The sequence below is a fragment of the Streptomyces niveus genome (genome assembly GCF_001723055.1).
GTDB classification, from domain to species: Bacteria; Actinomycetota; Actinomycetes; order Streptomycetales; family Streptomycetaceae; genus Streptomyces; species Streptomyces niveus.
Map to the genome: position 1 here is coordinate 12,366 of NZ_MDCR01000010.1, position 15,151 is coordinate 27,516.

15 protein-coding genes are annotated in these 15,151 nt (G+C 69.8%); 1 reads left to right on the forward strand and 14 read right to left on the reverse strand.

Annotated elements, in window-relative coordinates:
- Window positions 1-41 precede the first annotated feature (41 nt).
- From BHU15_RS01495 to BHU15_RS01550, 12 genes are all read right to left on the reverse strand, one after another.
- Window positions 42-2,870: a DEAD/DEAH box helicase gene (locus BHU15_RS01495; RefSeq protein WP_031232120.1), complete on the reverse strand. Its 2,829-nt coding sequence runs from the start codon at window positions 2,868-2,870 to the stop codon at window positions 42-44.
- A gap of 94 nt (window positions 2,871-2,964) precedes the next feature.
- Window positions 2,965-3,861, reverse strand: a complete 897-nt coding sequence (locus tag BHU15_RS01500) for a diacylglycerol kinase (RefSeq protein WP_069625493.1) — start codon at window positions 3,859-3,861, stop codon at window positions 2,965-2,967.
- 48 nt (window positions 3,862-3,909) lie between these two features.
- Complete coding sequence (gene tatC / locus BHU15_RS01505) at window positions 3,910-4,803, reverse strand: twin-arginine translocase subunit TatC (protein WP_069625494.1); 894 nt, start codon at window positions 4,801-4,803, stop codon at window positions 3,910-3,912.
- 114 nt (window positions 4,804-4,917) lie between these two features.
- Window positions 4,918-5,211 (reverse strand): Sec-independent protein translocase subunit TatA, encoded by a 294-nt coding sequence (gene tatA / locus BHU15_RS01510; RefSeq protein WP_023542820.1) that lies wholly within the window; start codon window positions 5,209-5,211, stop codon window positions 4,918-4,920.
- Between the two features lie 204 nt (window positions 5,212-5,415).
- Window positions 5,416-5,613, reverse strand: a complete 198-nt coding sequence (locus BHU15_RS01515) for a hypothetical protein (protein ID WP_069625495.1) — start codon at window positions 5,611-5,613, stop codon at window positions 5,416-5,418.
- Window positions 5,614-5,630: 17 nt separating this feature from the next.
- Window positions 5,631-5,891, reverse strand: a complete 261-nt coding sequence (locus tag BHU15_RS01520; RefSeq protein ID WP_023542818.1) for a hypothetical protein — start codon at window positions 5,889-5,891, stop codon at window positions 5,631-5,633.
- 14 nt (window positions 5,892-5,905) lie between these two features.
- A complete protein-coding gene (locus BHU15_RS01525; protein ID WP_023542817.1) occupies window positions 5,906-6,877 on the reverse strand; it encodes a helix-turn-helix transcriptional regulator in 972 nt (323 codons plus the stop codon).
- A gap of 18 nt (window positions 6,878-6,895) precedes the next feature.
- Window positions 6,896-7,852, reverse strand: a complete 957-nt coding sequence (locus BHU15_RS01530; RefSeq protein ID WP_069625496.1) for a helix-turn-helix transcriptional regulator — start codon at window positions 7,850-7,852, stop codon at window positions 6,896-6,898.
- 140 nt (window positions 7,853-7,992) lie between these two features.
- Window positions 7,993-8,367 (reverse strand): FKBP-type peptidyl-prolyl cis-trans isomerase, encoded by a 375-nt coding sequence (locus BHU15_RS01535; protein WP_023542815.1) that lies wholly within the window; start codon window positions 8,365-8,367, stop codon window positions 7,993-7,995.
- 43 nt (window positions 8,368-8,410) lie between these two features.
- On the reverse strand, window positions 8,411-9,352 hold the full coding sequence (locus BHU15_RS01540) for an FKBP-type peptidyl-prolyl cis-trans isomerase (protein ID WP_023542814.1): 942 nt from the start codon (window positions 9,350-9,352) through the stop codon (window positions 8,411-8,413).
- A 140-nt stretch (window positions 9,353-9,492) separates the two neighbouring features.
- Window positions 9,493-10,854: a Pup--protein ligase gene (pafA, locus tag BHU15_RS01545; RefSeq protein ID WP_023542813.1), complete on the reverse strand. Its 1,362-nt coding sequence runs from the start codon at window positions 10,852-10,854 to the stop codon at window positions 9,493-9,495.
- A gap of 9 nt (window positions 10,855-10,863) precedes the next feature.
- Window positions 10,864-12,135 carry an MFS transporter gene (locus tag BHU15_RS01550; protein ID WP_069625497.1) on the reverse strand — a complete coding sequence of 424 codons (1,272 nt, stop codon included), beginning with the start codon at window positions 12,133-12,135 and terminating at the stop codon, window positions 10,864-10,866.
- A 161-nt stretch (window positions 12,136-12,296) separates the two neighbouring features.
- Between BHU15_RS01550 and BHU15_RS01555 the strand changes: the two genes are divergently transcribed.
- On the forward strand, window positions 12,297-13,352 hold the full coding sequence (locus BHU15_RS01555; RefSeq protein WP_069625498.1) for a LacI family DNA-binding transcriptional regulator: 1,056 nt from the start codon (window positions 12,297-12,299) through the stop codon (window positions 13,350-13,352).
- Between the two features lie 63 nt (window positions 13,353-13,415).
- Here the strand turns inward: BHU15_RS01555 and prcA are convergent, their stop codons facing one another.
- On the reverse strand, window positions 13,416-14,186 hold the full coding sequence (gene prcA, locus BHU15_RS01560; RefSeq protein WP_069625499.1) for a proteasome subunit alpha: 771 nt from the start codon (window positions 14,184-14,186) through the stop codon (window positions 13,416-13,418).
- 53 nt (window positions 14,187-14,239) lie between these two features.
- Window positions 14,240-15,085 (reverse strand): proteasome subunit beta, encoded by an 846-nt coding sequence (gene prcB / locus BHU15_RS01565; RefSeq protein ID WP_069625500.1) that lies wholly within the window; start codon window positions 15,083-15,085, stop codon window positions 14,240-14,242.
- Between the last annotated feature and the right edge of the window lie 66 nt (window positions 15,086-15,151).

Consider the following 15,151-nt stretch of genomic DNA (forward strand, 5'->3'; position numbering starts at 1 on the left):
ACAGCCGTCGGATCACTGAACTGGACGACAGGTCCCCCCACTCACCCCACCGAGCTGTACGCCACCACCCCGCGCAGCACCCCGTCGACCGCCTTGCGCGCGTTCTTCGCGACCGTGCTGTTCTCGCGGGGCGCCGCCGCTGCGATCTGGCCGAGGACGTCGATCACCTGCTTGCACCAGCGGACGAAGTCGCCCGCGGGCATCTCGGCGTCGCGCAGCACCTCGTCGAGCCCCTTGCCGGACGCCCACATGTGCACCGCCCAGGCGAAGCCGAGGTCGGGTTCGCGCTGGCCGACCCCCTCCGCCTGGTTGATCTTGAAGTCCTCCTCCAGGGCGTCGAGCCGGCCCCAGATGCGGACCATCTCGCCGAGCGCCGTCTTCGACGCGCCGCTGGGGAGCCGGGGCGCCACCGCGTCGTCGGACTGGCGGGCCTCGAAGACCAACGCCGAGGCGCACGCGGCCAGTTCCGCCGGGGACAGCCCTTCCCACACGCCTTCGCGCAGGCATTCGCTGGCGAGCAGGTCCAGTTCGCCGTAGAGCCGCGCGAGCCGCTTGCCGTTGCCCGTCACCTCATCGCCGCGCAGATAGTCCATCTCCGTGAGGAGGGCGACGATCCGGTCGAAGGTGCGGGCGATGGTGTTCGTACGGCCCTCGATCCGGCGCTCCAGCTGCCGTGTGTCCCGCTGCAGCCGGTGGTAGCGCTCGGCCCAGCGCGCGTGGTCCTCGCGCTCGTCGCAGCCGTGGCACGGATGGGCCCGCAACTCCGCACGCAGCCGGGCGATCTCACGGTCGTCGGCGGCCGGCGCCCGCCCCTTGCGGTGCCGCTCCGGCACCACATGACCGGCCTTGCTGCGCAGCGCGGACGCCAGGTCGCGGCGCGACTGCGGCGAGCGCTGGTTGAAGCTCTTGGGGATCCGCATCCGGTCCAGCGCCTCGACCGGCACCGGGAAGTCCATCGACGCCAGCCGCTTGACCTGCCGTTCGGCGGTCAGGACCAGCGGCCTGGGACCGTCGTGGTACTCCACGCCCCGGTGTCCGCCCGCCCGTCCGGCCGGCAGCCCGGGGTCGAGCACCAGCGCGAGCCCGGCGAACTTGCCGGTCGGCACATGGATGACGTCGCCGGGCTTGAGCTTCTCCAGGGAGGACGCCGCGGCGGCCCGCCGCTGCACGGCTCCCTGCTTGGCCAGCTCCGTCTCGCGGTCCTTGAGGTCGCGGCGCAGCCGCGCGTACTCCTCGAAGTTCCCCAAGTGGCAGGTCATGCCCGCCCGGTAGCCGTCCATCCCCTCTTCGTTCTTCTGGACCTGCCGGGAGATCCCCACGACCGACTTGTCCGCCTGGAACTGCGCGAACGAGGTCTCCAGCAGCTCCCGCGAGCGGTGCCGCCCGAACTGCTGCACCAGATTGACCGCCATGTTGTACGACGGGCGGAAGCTGGAGCGCAGCGGATAGGTGCGGGTGCCCGCGAGGCCGGCGAGCGCGCCCGGGTCCATGCCCCGCTGCCACAGGACCACCGCGTGGCCCTCGACGTCGATCCCGCGCCGGCCGGCCCGGCCGGTCAGCTGCGTGTACTCGCCGGGCGTGATGTCGGCGTGCTGCTCGCCGTTCCACTTGACGAGCTTCTCCAGGACGACGGACCTGGCCGGCATGTTGATGCCGAGCGCCAGCGTCTCGGTGGCGAACACGGCCTTGACCAGCCCCCGGACGAACAGTTCCTCGACGACTTCCTTGAACGTCGGCAGCATGCCGGCGTGGTGCGCCGCGATGCCGCGCTCCAGGCCCTCCAGCCATTCGTAGTACCCCAGGACGTGCAGATCCTCGGTGGGGATGGACGCGGTGCGCGCCTCCACGATCTCGCGGACCCGCGCGCGCCTGCTGTCGTCGTTGAGCCGCAGCCCCGCGTACATGCACTGCTGTACGGCGGCCTCGCAGCCGGCCCGGCTGAAGATGAAGGTGATGGCGGGCAGCAGATCCTCGGCGTCGAGCCGCTCGATGACCTCGGGCCTGCCCGGCGTCCAGATCCGGCCGCGCTGTCTGCGCTCGCGCTCCCGGTCCGCCTCGCGGACCATCTTGCCCCGGCGGCGGTCCTTCGGGTTGTACGTCTTCTGATTCTCCATCCGGGCCAGGCGCACCAGGTCCGGGTTGACCTCCCGGCGGGCACCGCCCCGGCCGCCGTGGTCGGTGCTCTCCTCGAAGAGGTCGTACATCCGGCGGCCCGCGAAGACGTGCTGCCACAGCGGCACGGGGCGGTGCTCGGAGACGATGACCTCGGTGCTGCCACGGACGGTGTCCAGCCAGTCACCGAACTCCTCGGCGTTGGAGACCGTCGCCGACAGGGACACCAGGGTCACGGACTCGGGGAGGTGGATGATCACCTCTTCCCAGACGGCGCCGCGGAAGCGGTCCGAGAGGTAGTGCACCTCGTCCATCACCACATAGCCGAGCCCGGCCAGCGACTGGGAGCCCGCGTAGAGCATGTTGCGCAGGACTTCGGTGGTCATGACGACGACCGGGGCGTCGGAATTGACGCTGTTGTCGCCGGTGAGCAGTCCGACCTTGTCGGCCCCGTAGCGTTTCGCCAGGTCCGCGTACTTCTGGTTGGACAGCGCCTTGATGGGCGTGGTGTAGAAGCATTTACGGCCCTCGGCGAGGGCCAGGTGCACGGCGAACTCACCGACGATCGTCTTGCCTGAGCCGGTGGGCGCCGCGACCAGCACGCCCTTGCCCGACTCCAGCGCCTGGCATGCCTCGATCTGGAAGGGATCGAGGCCGAAGTCGTACATCTCGCGGAACGGCGCGAGTGCGGTGGCCTGCTCGGCTGCGCGGATCCGAGCTGCGGCGTAACGCTCGGCCGGTGTGAGGTCCTCTGTCATCTTGCTCACGAGCCTACCCGCCACCTCTGACAGTCAGCAGATCTTTATCGGGGGTCCGTGAGAGGGGTCCGTACGAGGGGTCCGCCGCAGCCCGTCAGCGGCCCGGGGCCAGTACGCGTACGGCGCCCGGCACGCACTGCGCCGTCAGGGGCAGCGGGCCGAGCGGCTCGCCGTCGGCGTAGCCGGTGAGGCCGGGGGCGGCGAGGGTGATCTTCGAGGTGCGGTGGACGGTGACCACGGGGTGGCTCAGATGCGTGCCCCGGTAGACCCGCGGAAAGACCTTCAGCAGCGTGGCACGGCTGCACTCGCCGACGACGGTCACGTCGAACAGCCCGTCGTCCATGACGGCGTCCGCGCAGATCCGCATGCCGCCTCCGTAGGAGGGTCCGTTGCCGACGGCGACCAGGGTCGCCTCGATCTCCCGCTCGGCGCCGTCGTCCAGGGTGACGCGGTACGGGACGGGCCTGAAGGCGGCCAGTTCGGCCACCATGGCCAGGTCGTACTTGAAGCGGCCGGTGGGCCAACGCATGCGGTTGCCGCGGTCGTTGACGCGTGAGTCGAAGCCGGAGGCGAGTACGGTCCCGAACCACCGGCTACCGACCCGGCCCAGGTCGAGTTTCCGGATCGTGTGGTTCTTGAGCGCGTCGGCGGCGATCCGGCCCGCCGCCGCGGGGTCGCGGACCGGCAGTCCGAGTGCCCGCCCGAAGTCGTTGCCGGTGCCGACGGCGACGACGCCCAGCGGGGTGTCCGTACCGGCCACGGCCCGCAGGGCGAGGGAGACCAGCCCGTCGCCGCCGACGGCTATCAGGGCGCCGGTGCCGGCCGCGACGGCCTCGCGTGCGCGCCGCAGCGCGTCGTCGGCGTCGGATCCGAGCACCGTACGGACGGAGTATCCGGCGTCCCTGAGGGCGCGGGCGGCAGGCTGCGCGGCACGCGCGCCCCTGCCGCGCCCGGCGGTGGGATTGACGAACAGGCTGATCTCACTGGTCACAGGCCGGCCCGGATCAAGTCGGATCGGATCAGGTCGGATCGGATCAGGTCAGGTGACGTCGTCGTAGCCGTTCACCCGGGACGTACGGTTGCTGTCCGCCTGCTCCGGCAGAGCCGCCACCGCGGAGACCGGCTCGACCGTGTCGACACTCTCCGGCGTGTGGTCCAGATCGGACGCCTCGTCGTCGTCCAGCTCGGCGTCGGGGTTGCCGCGCCGCCTGCGCCGGTCGTTGACGAGCGAGAAGCCGACCGCGCCGAAGTAGAGGATCACGATGGGGCCCGCGAGGGCGAGCATGCCCACGGGGTCGGTCGTGGGGGTGATCACCGCGCCGAAGACGAAGACGCCCATGACGACGCCGCGCCACCAGCCGGCCATCCTGCGGCCGGTCACGATGCCGGTCATGTTGAGCATGACCAGGATGAGAGGCAGCTCGAAGGCGAGACCGAAGACCAGCACCATGCGCGTGGTGAAGTCGAGGACCTCGTCGAGCGAGAGGATGTTGGACGAGCCTTCCGGCGTGAGGCTGATGAGCACCTTCACGCTGATCGGGAGGATGATGTAGGCGAGGTAGGCACCGGCCGTGAAGAGCGGCACGGCGCTCGCCACGAAGGCGTACGTGTACTTCTTCTCGTTCTTGTGCAGGCCGGGCGCGATGAACGCCCACAGCTGGTAGAGCCAGACCGGACTCGACACGATGATGCCGGCCGTGAGGCTGACCCGGATCGTCGTGGTGAACGGCGAGGTGAGGGTGTTGAACGAGACGACCGCGCAGTTTCCGCCGTCGCTCTCCTGGAGCCCGTTCTCGCACTTGGGCACGGACTCGGAGAGGAACGACATGATCTGCTCGCTGTAGAACACGGCGACGATCGTCACCACGACGATCGCGAGCAGCCCTTTCGACAGCCGGTTGCGCAGCTCACGAAGGTGCTCCACGAGCGGCATGCGCCCCTCGGGATCCTTTTCCTCTGTGCGGGCAGACTTGGGCAACCCACGTCCTCATCTCGTGCGGCAGGCCGTCACCGTGCCCGGTGCGTGCATCGGCCCAGGGGGATCGGGTCAGCGCTTGGTCGAGTCGGTCGGCTCGGCGACGGGGCGCGAGCTGGTGACATCGCCGGGCGCCGCCTGGATGGTCCGGGGGGCGGGCTGGTCCGCGTCGGCGGAGGCGGTCGGCGGGTCCGTCGGAGCCGTGCCGCTCTTGTTCTCGTCGGACTTCATCGCCTTGGCCTCGCTCTTGAGGATGCGCGCCGACTTGCCGAGCGAACGGGCCATGTCGGGGAGCTTCTTGGCGCCGAAGAGCAGGATGATGACGACGAGAATAAGGATGATCTCGGTGGGGCCGAGCCTACCCATAGCATTACCTTCTTCACCGAGGCGACAGAGTCTGGTACGGCAGTCGGACTCGTGTCCGACCGTCGCGCTGGCAGCGATCGTAACCCGCAGGGGTAAACGCAGGGCAATGCCTGTGCGTACTCCCCACGACGGCCCGCGCCACCAGTCCGAGACCGCTTCGTCACCCTACCGCCCGAACTGGTGATGGAGGGAGGGTGCATTCATTTATCGGATGGCATCGCCGGTCTTCGCGAGATGGGTGGCGGCCAGCTCCAGCTCCTCCGCCGCCCGGTTGATCCGCCCCATCGTGGCGGCGACCTGATGCCCGAGGCGCTGGGCCTCGACGAACACACGGATCGCGAGGACGCCGAGAACGACGATCCCGCAGAACCCGAGTGCGATGGCGAGCATGGGCCAGAACATCCGAGGAGCCTTCTCTGCTAGTGGGTCGAATGCAGGCGCAGTGTCCGTACGCCGCCGCCCGTGAGCAGCTCGACGATGCGTTCACCCGCGGGTTTGCGCACCACCGTCTCGCACTCGGGGCAGGTGAACGAGTAGAAGGTCGTACGGCGGCTGGCGCCGATCGCGAGCCGTAGCGCGCCGGCCGAGAGCTCGAAGCGGGCCCGGCACTCGGGACAGGCGGCCTGGAAGAGGACGGGCACCATGGACGCCGACGTCGAGAAACCACTCATGATGGACATATCCCCCAAATCCCCTAGTGCTGCCGCTGCGCGTCGTCGGAGTCGTACGCCGCCAGCGCCTCCCGCGCCGCCCGCCGCGCGTTCTCCGCCAGATCCCGCGGGGCGGTGATCCGCCCGTCCCTGCCCAGCCGCAGCGCGAGCCGTCGCAGCGAGGCGGGCGCCGGCGTACGGAGTGTGATCCGCAGCCCGCCGTCGGGCAGCTCCTCCGCACTGTCGTGCGGGTAGTACTCGGCGACCCAGCGCCCGCCGGGACCCACCTCGACCACCACCTCCGGATCATCGGCCGACGGCTGCACCAGCCCCGCCGACAGATCCCGCAGCTCCAGCTCCGGCGGCGCGGCCGGTGCGTCGAGCAGCTTGATCTCCGCGACCCGGTCCAGCCGGAACGTACGCCGTGCCTCCGACAGCCGGCACCAGGCCTCCATGTACGTGTGGCCCACCGCGAACAGCCTGATCGGATCGACCTCGCGCTCCGTCAGCTCGTCCCGCGCCGGAGAGTAGTAGCGCAGCCACAGCCGCCGCCGCTCGGAGATCGCGCGGTCCACATCGGCGAACACACCCCCTTCCGACTCGAAGGTCACCGAGAGCCGGGAACTGGCGCCCGCCGCCTCCCCGGCCGCGGCCTCCAGCTTCGCCGTCGCCCGCAGCAGCGCCTGCCGGTCGCTCTCGCGCAGCCCCGGCAGTGTCGCGACGGCGCGCGCGGCCACCAGCAGGGCGGTGGCCTCGTCGGCGGCCAGCCGCAAGGGCTCGGCGACGTCGTCCGGGTTGTGCCACCAGATGCGGTCACCGTCGGTGTCGATGTCGAGAAGGTCCCCGCCGCGGAAACTCGTCCCGCACATGGGCAGGACGTCGAGGTCGGAGATCAACTCGTCCTCGGTGATACCGAAGGCGCGGGCGACATCACTCACGTGCGCGCCCGGACGCTCACGCAGGTACGTCACCAGCGAGAGCATCCGCCGTGTCTGGTCGATGGCGTTGACTGCCATGGTCTGTACGCGTTCCCCTCAGGCCCTGGCCACGGCGCGCAGCCGGTCCACGACATCGGCCCGCAGATCCGCGGGCTCCAGCACGACCACGTCGGGGCCGAACTCCACCAGCCAGGCGTCCAGGCCATGACCGTACGGAATCTCCAACTCGTCCCACCCGTCGCCGAGTTCCCGGGACGACACCGCGCGGGCACGCAGCGGGTAGCCGCAGTCGGAGCGCAGCCGGATCAGGGCCGAGCGCGTCGCCGTCTCACCGGCCCAGGTCTCCACCGTCTCGCGCACGGTCACCACATCGGGTACGGGCGCGGTGAACGCCCCCGACCTGGACCGGACCCGCCCGCTGATCCGCGAGAGCCGGAACACCCGCTCGGCGCGGCGCTCCCGGTCCCAGCCGGCCAGATACCAGTGGCCGCGCCAGCACTCCAGCGTCCACGGCTCAACCTGGCGCTGCTCCGGCTTGGCGGCGTTGGCCTTGCGGTAGTCGAAGACGACGGGCCTGCGGTCACGGCAGGCGAGCATCAGCGGCTCGAACGCGGCCTCGTGGACGGGGATGCGGGGCTCCAGGGCGCTGTGGTGCGCCTCGTACGAGTCCTCCGCCTCCGGCATGCCCGCGGCCCGCAGCTTCTGCAGCGCCCCGCTGGCGGCGCCCGCCAGACGCGCCTGCTGCCAGACCTTGGCGGCGAGCCCGAGCGCGGCGGCCTCCTCGGCGTCCAGGGTGATGGCGGGGAGCCGGTTGCTGTCCCGGCGGGCCAGATAGCCGGTCTCGCCGTCCAGGTTCTCCACCGTCTCGATGACCAGGCCGAGTTCGCGCAGATCGTCCTTGTCGCGCTCGAACATCCGGTTGAAGGAGTCGTCGGAGCCGGCTTCCAGATATGCCTCGATGGACTCGCGCAACTCGCGCTTGCTGAGCGGGCGCCGGGTGCCGAGCAGGCACAGCGCGAGATTCATCAACCGCTCGGCCTTGGCAATCGCCATCGACGCCCCACACCTCATTTGATAGTGCCGCATCCGGGAGTCGACCGTACCGCCCGGGAGTACCGAGGTGAAAGCCGAGGGCCCACGCCGGACAGCATGGGCCCTCGGTGTGTCCGTAAGTGATCGGACAAGGTCGTCGATCAGACGGAGACCAGGTCGCAGACGAAGATCAGCGTCTCGCCGGGGGCGATGGCGCCGCCACCCGCGCCGCGGTCGCCGTAGGCGAGGTGCGAGGGAATCGTCAGCTGACGACGGCCGCCGACCTTCATGCCCTGGACACCCTGGTCCCAGCCGGAGATGACCTTTCCGGCACCGAGCTGGAACGACAGCGGCGCGCCGCGGTTCCAGGAGGCGTCGAACTCCTCACCGGTGGAGAAGGCCACGCCCACGTAGTGGACGGAGACGGTGTCGCCCGCCTTGGCGACGGCACCCTCGCCCTCCCAGATGTCCTTGATCTCCAGGTCGGCCGGCGGCTCGCCACCCGGGAAGTCGATCTCGGGCTTCTCGATGCTCACTGAACTGCTCCTCTAAATGATGAACGGGGCAACCGGGACAGTCTTACACCTTCGCCAGGATGTCCACGGCGAACACCAGAGTGGAGTTCTTGGGGATGCCCTGCTGCTCCTTGTCACCGAACGCGTCGGCCGGCGGGATCACGACCAGCACACGGCTGCCGACCTTCTTGCCCACGACGCCGTCCTTCAGACCCTTGAGGGTCAGCTGCGGCAGCGGGAACGTGACGGTCTTGCCGTTCTTGTACGTGCTGTCGAAGGTTTTGGCGTCCTTCCACAGCAGCGCCTCGTAGTTCAGCACCACGGTGTCGGTGGCCTTGACGGCCTCGCCCTTGCTCTCCAGCACGTAGTTGGAGACGAGCTTCGTCGGCGGGTCCGTCTTCGGGATGGTGACCTTGGGGGCCTTGCCGTCGGTGTTGACCCCGACCTTGGGCAGGTCGGCGTTGTCCTGCGCGACCTCGGTGCCCTTGGCGGTGGTCGGGACCTGGGTCGCCTTCAGGATGTCCACGACGAAGACGAGGGTGGCGTTGGGCTTGATGTCGCCCTGGCCCTGCGCGCCGTAACCGAGGTCCGGCGGAATGACCAGCTCGACGCGGCTGCCGACCTTCTGGCCCTCCAGGCCCTTGTCCCAGCCCTGGATGACCATGCCGGCGCCGAGCGTCAGGTCGAAGGGGGCCTTGCGGTCGAAGCTGTTGTCGAAGGGCTTGGTCGAGTCCCACGACTGGCCCAGGTAGTTGACCTGGATCGCGTCGCCCTTCTTGAGCTTCGCGCCGTCGCCCTCGCTGACGACGTCTGTCTGCAACTCCTTAGGCGGATTCCCCTCACCCTTCGCGAGAGTCGGCTTCTCACCGAACTTGGCACCCGCTGTGATCTCGGGAAACCCGTTCTTGGACGAGGTGGAGTCGGAGTCGGAGCCTCCGTCGTCACCGCACGCCGCCACGGACAGCAGCAGTAGGGGGATGACGACGAGGCCGGCAAGTCGGCGCACGAATTCCTCAGATCTCAGACGGAAGATTTTGGGTCCTCGACACTCTAGGGCGTGGCAAGGGCCCCGCACGAGGAACGTACGGGGCCCGAGTCGTGTTCCGGGACGACGGGTGCCGCCCTTCGACCGTTACCGACCGGCGATTACATACCGGCGATCAGTTTTTCGACCCGGTCGTCCACCGAACGGAACGGGTCCTTGCACAGCACGGTGCGCTGCGCCTGGTCGTTGAGCTTGAGATGGACCCAGTCGACGGTGAAATCCCGTCGCTGCTCCTGCGCGCGGCGGATGAAATCGCCACGCAGCCGGGCCCTGGTGGTCTGCGGGGGCACCGACTTGCCCTCGAAGATCTTCATGTCGTTGCAGATCCGGGCCGCCTGGCCGCGCTTCTCCAGGAGGTAGTAGAGCCCGCGTCGGCGGTGGATGTCGTGGTAGGCGAGGTCTATCTGGGCGACCCGGGGGTGGGACATGGTCATGTTGTGCTTGGCCCGGTACCGCTCGATGAGCTTGTACTTCATGACCCAGTCGATCTCGGTGTCGATACGGTCCAGGTCCTCCGCCTCGATCGCGTCGAGCGTACGGCCCCAGAGCTCCAGGACCTGCTCCACGGTGCCGGTGCGGATGCCCCGGCGGTCCACGAAGTCCACGGCCTTCTCGTAGTACTCCCGCTGGACCTCGATGGCGGACGCCTCGCGCCCGCTGGCCAGACGCACCTTGCGCTGACCGGTGATGTCGTGGCTGACCTCGCGGATGGCCCGGATCGGGTTCTCCAGGGTGAGGTCACGCATGACCGTGCCCGCCTCGATCATGCGCAGCACGAGATCCGTGGCACCGACCTTGAGGAGCATCGTCGTCTCGGACATGTTCGAGTCGCCGACGATGACATGCAGCCGGCGGTAGCGCTCCGCGTCGGCGTGCGGCTCGTCACGGGTGTTGATGATCGGACGCGAACGGGTGGTGGCGGAGCTGACACCCTCCCAGATGTGCTCGGCGCGCTGGCTGACGCAGTAGACCGCGCCACGCGGAGTCTGCAGCACCTTGCCGGCGCCGCACAGCAGCTGCCGGGTGACGAGGAACGGGATGAGGATGTCCGCGAGCCGGGAGAATTCCCCGTGGCGGGCGACGAGATAATTCTCGTGGCAGCCGTAGGAGTTCCCCGCCGAATCGGTGTTGTTCTTGAACAGATAGACGTCGCCCGCGATTCCCTCCTCGTGCAGGCGGCGTTCGGCGTCGACGAGCAGGCCTTCGAGAATGCGCTCGCCCGCCTTGTCGTGCGTGACCAGCTCGGTCACGTTGTCGCATTCGGGTGTCGCGTATTCCGGATGCGATCCCACGTCGAGGTAGAGGCGGGCGCCGTTCCGCAGGAAGACGTTGCTGCTGCGGCCCCATGACACAACACGGCGGAAGAGGTAGCGCGCCACTTCGTCAGGTGACAGCCGGCGCTGTCCCCTGAAGGTGCACGTGACGCCGTACTCGTTCTCCAGCCCGAAAATGCGGCGGTCCATGTCTGAACATTACGCCTGATGGCCTGAGCTGAAACCGTGTTGGGCCGCACCGTTGCGATCATTTTCGTAACCGACCGCCTCCGCGGGGTCGCTCCCGGTACCACCGCCGGGAGCTGCGAGGACCCCGCGGGTGGCCAGCAGGACCAGCAGCGCGGCGACACCGCCCGCCCCCGCGACGGCGAAGCTCGCCGAGGTCCCGCCCAGTTCGACGGCCGGGCCTGCCACTCCCGTACCGAACGCGGTGCCGACACCGAAGGTCGTCACGAGCCACGAGAACGCCTCCGTGACCGTGCCGCGCGGCGCGTGCCGGTCGACCACGATGAACGCGCAGGCCAGCGCGGGCGCCAGGAAGACCCCCGAGAGCGCGGCGAGGCCGGTCATCGCCACCACGCCCGGGGTGAGCGTCAGGGGCAGATAGCCGGCCGCGAGCAGCGCGGTGATCCACAGGAGCCTGCGCTCGGGGGTGCCGGTCCACTGCCGCGCTCCGTACGCGAGACCACCCACCAGCGCGCCGAGACCGAGGGCCGCCATCAGCCAGCCGTACACCGACTCGCGGCCCTGGTCGTCCGCGTACGCGACACCGGCGACGGTGATCGAGCCGAGCGCCAGGCCGATGAAGAGGAAGGCGGCGAGGAGCGCGAGGAGTCCCGGCGAGCGCAGGGCGCCGAGCCAGTGCGCCTCCCGGGGCGCGGAACGCCACGCGCGTGAGGGCTTGGACAGCACCACCGTGAGCGCGCCGAGGACGCCGATGGCGTTGATGACCAGGAGCGCGGCGGCCGGGGACCAGAGGGAGACGAGGAGCGTGACGAGCAGCGGTCCCGCCGTGAACATCACCTCCTGCGCCACGGCGTCCATGGCGTACGCCCGGTGCACCCGGTCCTCACGGCCGAGGACGCTCGGCCACAGGGCCCGCAGACCGCCTTCGAGCGGCGGGGTGAAGAGGCCCGCGACGACCACCGCCGCGAAGGCCAGGGGCAGCGGGTCGATCCCCGTGCCGGCGAGGAGGACCGTGCCGAGGGCGGAGAGAACAGCGGCGGGGAGCTGCACGCGCGGCTGGCCGACCAGGTCCACGGCGCGGCCGAGGAGCGGCTGGCCCATCGCGGTGGCGAGTCCGTAGACGGCCGTCAGGGCGCCCGCGAGGGTGTAGCTGCCGCCGGCGTCGCGGGTGAACAGGACGATGGCGATATGACCGGTGGCGCTGGGCAGCCGTCCGACGAGCGTGCCGGTGAGCAGCCGTGCCGCGTGCGGTGCTTTGAGAATCTCCACATAGCCGGCGGCCATGAGTCCCCCTTCTCTCGCCCGGTTCACCCGGCACGACGACGTGTTACGTATAACTTCTGGCGTCATACGTACCATGTCCGCAGCCCGCGGGTCCACCGACTTGACGGCCACGCGGTCGGCCACCCCCCGGTCCGCGACAGTCACCACGAAGGACGACACCCATGGCAGAGCCGCCCCGTACGGACCGGCCCGGTCCCGGCACGGCCACGCGCCCCCCCAGGCCGACCAGCAGAGACGTCGCGCAGGCCGCCGGGGTGTCCCAGGCCACCGTGTCCCTCGTGCTCGGCGACAAGTGGCGGGGCCGCGTCTCCGAACGCACGGCCGGGCTCGTCAGGAACACCGCGCGCGAACTCGGCTACCGGCCCAACCTCGCCGCCCGCAACCTCCGCCTCGGCCGCACCAGAACGGCCCTGCTGGTGGTCCCCGCGCTCACCCACGAGTTCTTCGCCCGCGTCTACACCGGCGCCGCGTCCGTCGCCGCCGAGCACAGCTTCGGCGTGGTCCTCTACCCCTCACCGGAAGGCGTCGGCCCCGCCAAGGACCCGTTCGCCTCCGCCCGGGCGGCACTGGACGGGGTCATCGCCTCGTCCATCGCCTCGGAGGCACTCGCCGCGATCCGCGGCACCGATCTGCCCCTGGTCATGCTCGACAGCGACCCGGCCGGGTCCGGCGCCGCCGCGCACGTGAACCTCGACATCGCCGACGCCATGCGACAGGTGACGGACCATCTGCTCGGCCTCGGCCACCGCCGTATCACCCACCTCGCCTCCGCGGTCACCTCGTGGACGTTCACCGTCCGGGCCGACACGCTGGCCGAGGCCGTACGAGGCGTGCCCGGTGCGCTCGTACGCACCGTGCCGTCGGCCCTGGAGGTGCACGCGGCGCGTGAGGCGGCGGAGCGGGCGCTCAGCGGCCCGGGGCCTCGGCCCACGGCCCTGATCTGCGACAGCGACGTGCTGGCGGCCGGTGCCGTGAAGGCCGTACGGAAACTCGGGCTGCGGGTGCCCGACGACGTCTCCGTCACGGGCTTCGACGACCTGGCCCTCGCGACGGCGGTGGAGCCGGAGCTGACCACGGTGCGCCTGCCCGCCGAACAGGTCGGCGAGCACGGGATGTCGGCGCTCCTCGCCATCCTGGACGGACGCGAGCCCGAGAACACCGTGCTGCCCGTCTCGCTGGTGATCCGCGGCTCGACCGCTCCCCCGCCGGGGGCCTGACACCCTCGGACGCACCGGTGCCCCGGACCGTGTCGGTCCGGGGCACCGCAGGAATCGCGCGACTCACTTCCCGGCGTCGCCGGACCCGGACTCCTCGGTGTCGGAAGGCGCGTCCGTCGGCGTGGACGCCGCGCCGTCCGCCTCCAGCAGCCGCTCCAGCTGACGGCCGACGACACGCTTGAACTTCCGCTCCTGCGGCCGGGTGCGGTCCAGAACCGCCACCTCCAGCCGCTCGGCGGGAATCTCCCGCTCACTGCCGTTCGTGTCCCGCGACAGCGCCTGCACGGCCAGCTTCAGCGCCTCGGCGAGCGACATCCCGTCCCGGTGCTGCTGGTCCAGGAACGTGCTGATCTGCTCGGAGTTGCCACCCACGGCCACCGAGCCGTGCTCGTCGACGATCGACCCGTCGTGCGGCAACCGGTAGATCTGGTCCCCGTCGGCCGTCGCTCCCACCTCGGCGACGACCAGCTCCACCTCGTACGGCTTCTCGCCGGCACTGGAGAAGATCGTGCCCAGCGTCTGCGCGTACACGTTGGCCAGCCCACGGGCCGTCACATCGTCGCGGTCGTAGGTGTATCCGCGCAGATCCGCGTACCGCACACCGCCGATGCGCAGATTCTCGTACTCGTTGTACTTGCCGGCGGCGGCGAACCCGATCCGGTCGTAGATCTCGCTGAACTTGTGCAGAGCGCGGGACGGGTTCTCGCCGACGAAGACGATGCCGTCGGCGTACTGCAGCACAACCAGGCTGCGACCGCGGGCGATGCCCTTGCGGGCGTACTCCGCCCGGTCGGCCATGGCCTGCTGGGGTGAGACATAGAACGGCGTCGACACCGGCTATCCGTCCCTTCCTGTCAGTGACATGTCTATTCAGCGGACGCCGGGCGTCAGAGCAACTCGGCGCGCGGGCCGTCCGGCTGCGCCAGCCGGCGCTCGATGATCGAACGGGCGACCTGCGAGGACTCCTCGTCGGTGACCCGCCGGAAGCCCTCGTCACTCATGATGTTGACGATCGGGTAGATCTTGCGCGCGACATCCGGACCACCGGTCGCCGAATCGTCGTCGGCAGCGTCGTACAGCGCCTGGATGACGAGGGTGATGGCCTGCTCCTCCGTCAGCCCCTCACGGAACAGCTTCTTCATCGAACCGCGCGCGAAGAGTGAACCCGAACCCGTCGACGCGTACCCGTGCTCCTCCGAACGGCCGCCGGTGACGTCGTACGAGAAGATACGTCCCTGCCCGCGGTCCACGTCCCAGCCGGCGAACAGCGGGACCACCGCCAGGCCCTGCATCGCCATGGCGAGATTGCTCCGGATCATGGTGGACAGCCGGTTGGCCTTGCCCTCGAACGAGAGCTGCGCGCCCTCGACCTTCTCGAAGTGCTCCAGCTCCAGTTGGAACAGCTTCACCATCTCCACCGCGAGGCCCGCCGTACCGGCGATACCCACGGCCGAGTACTCGTCGGCCGGGAAGACCTTCTCGATGTCGCGCTGCGCGATCATGTTGCCCATGGTCGCCCGCCGGTCACCGGCGAGGATGACCCCGCCGTCGAACGTCACGGCGACGATCGTCGTCCCGTGCGGCGCCTCGATCGCGCCCTGGACGGGCGGCAGGACCCGGTTGCCGGGCAGGATCTCCGGCGAGTGGACGGACAGGAAGTCCATGAACGAGGCGGACCCGGGCGTCAGGAAGGCAGCCGGCAGACGCCCGGTGCTACGAGTGTTGGCTTCCACGCGTTTCCCTCCAGGTATGCGATGGCACGGCGCAGGGTGAACATCCCCCAACTTGCCAATGGCCGA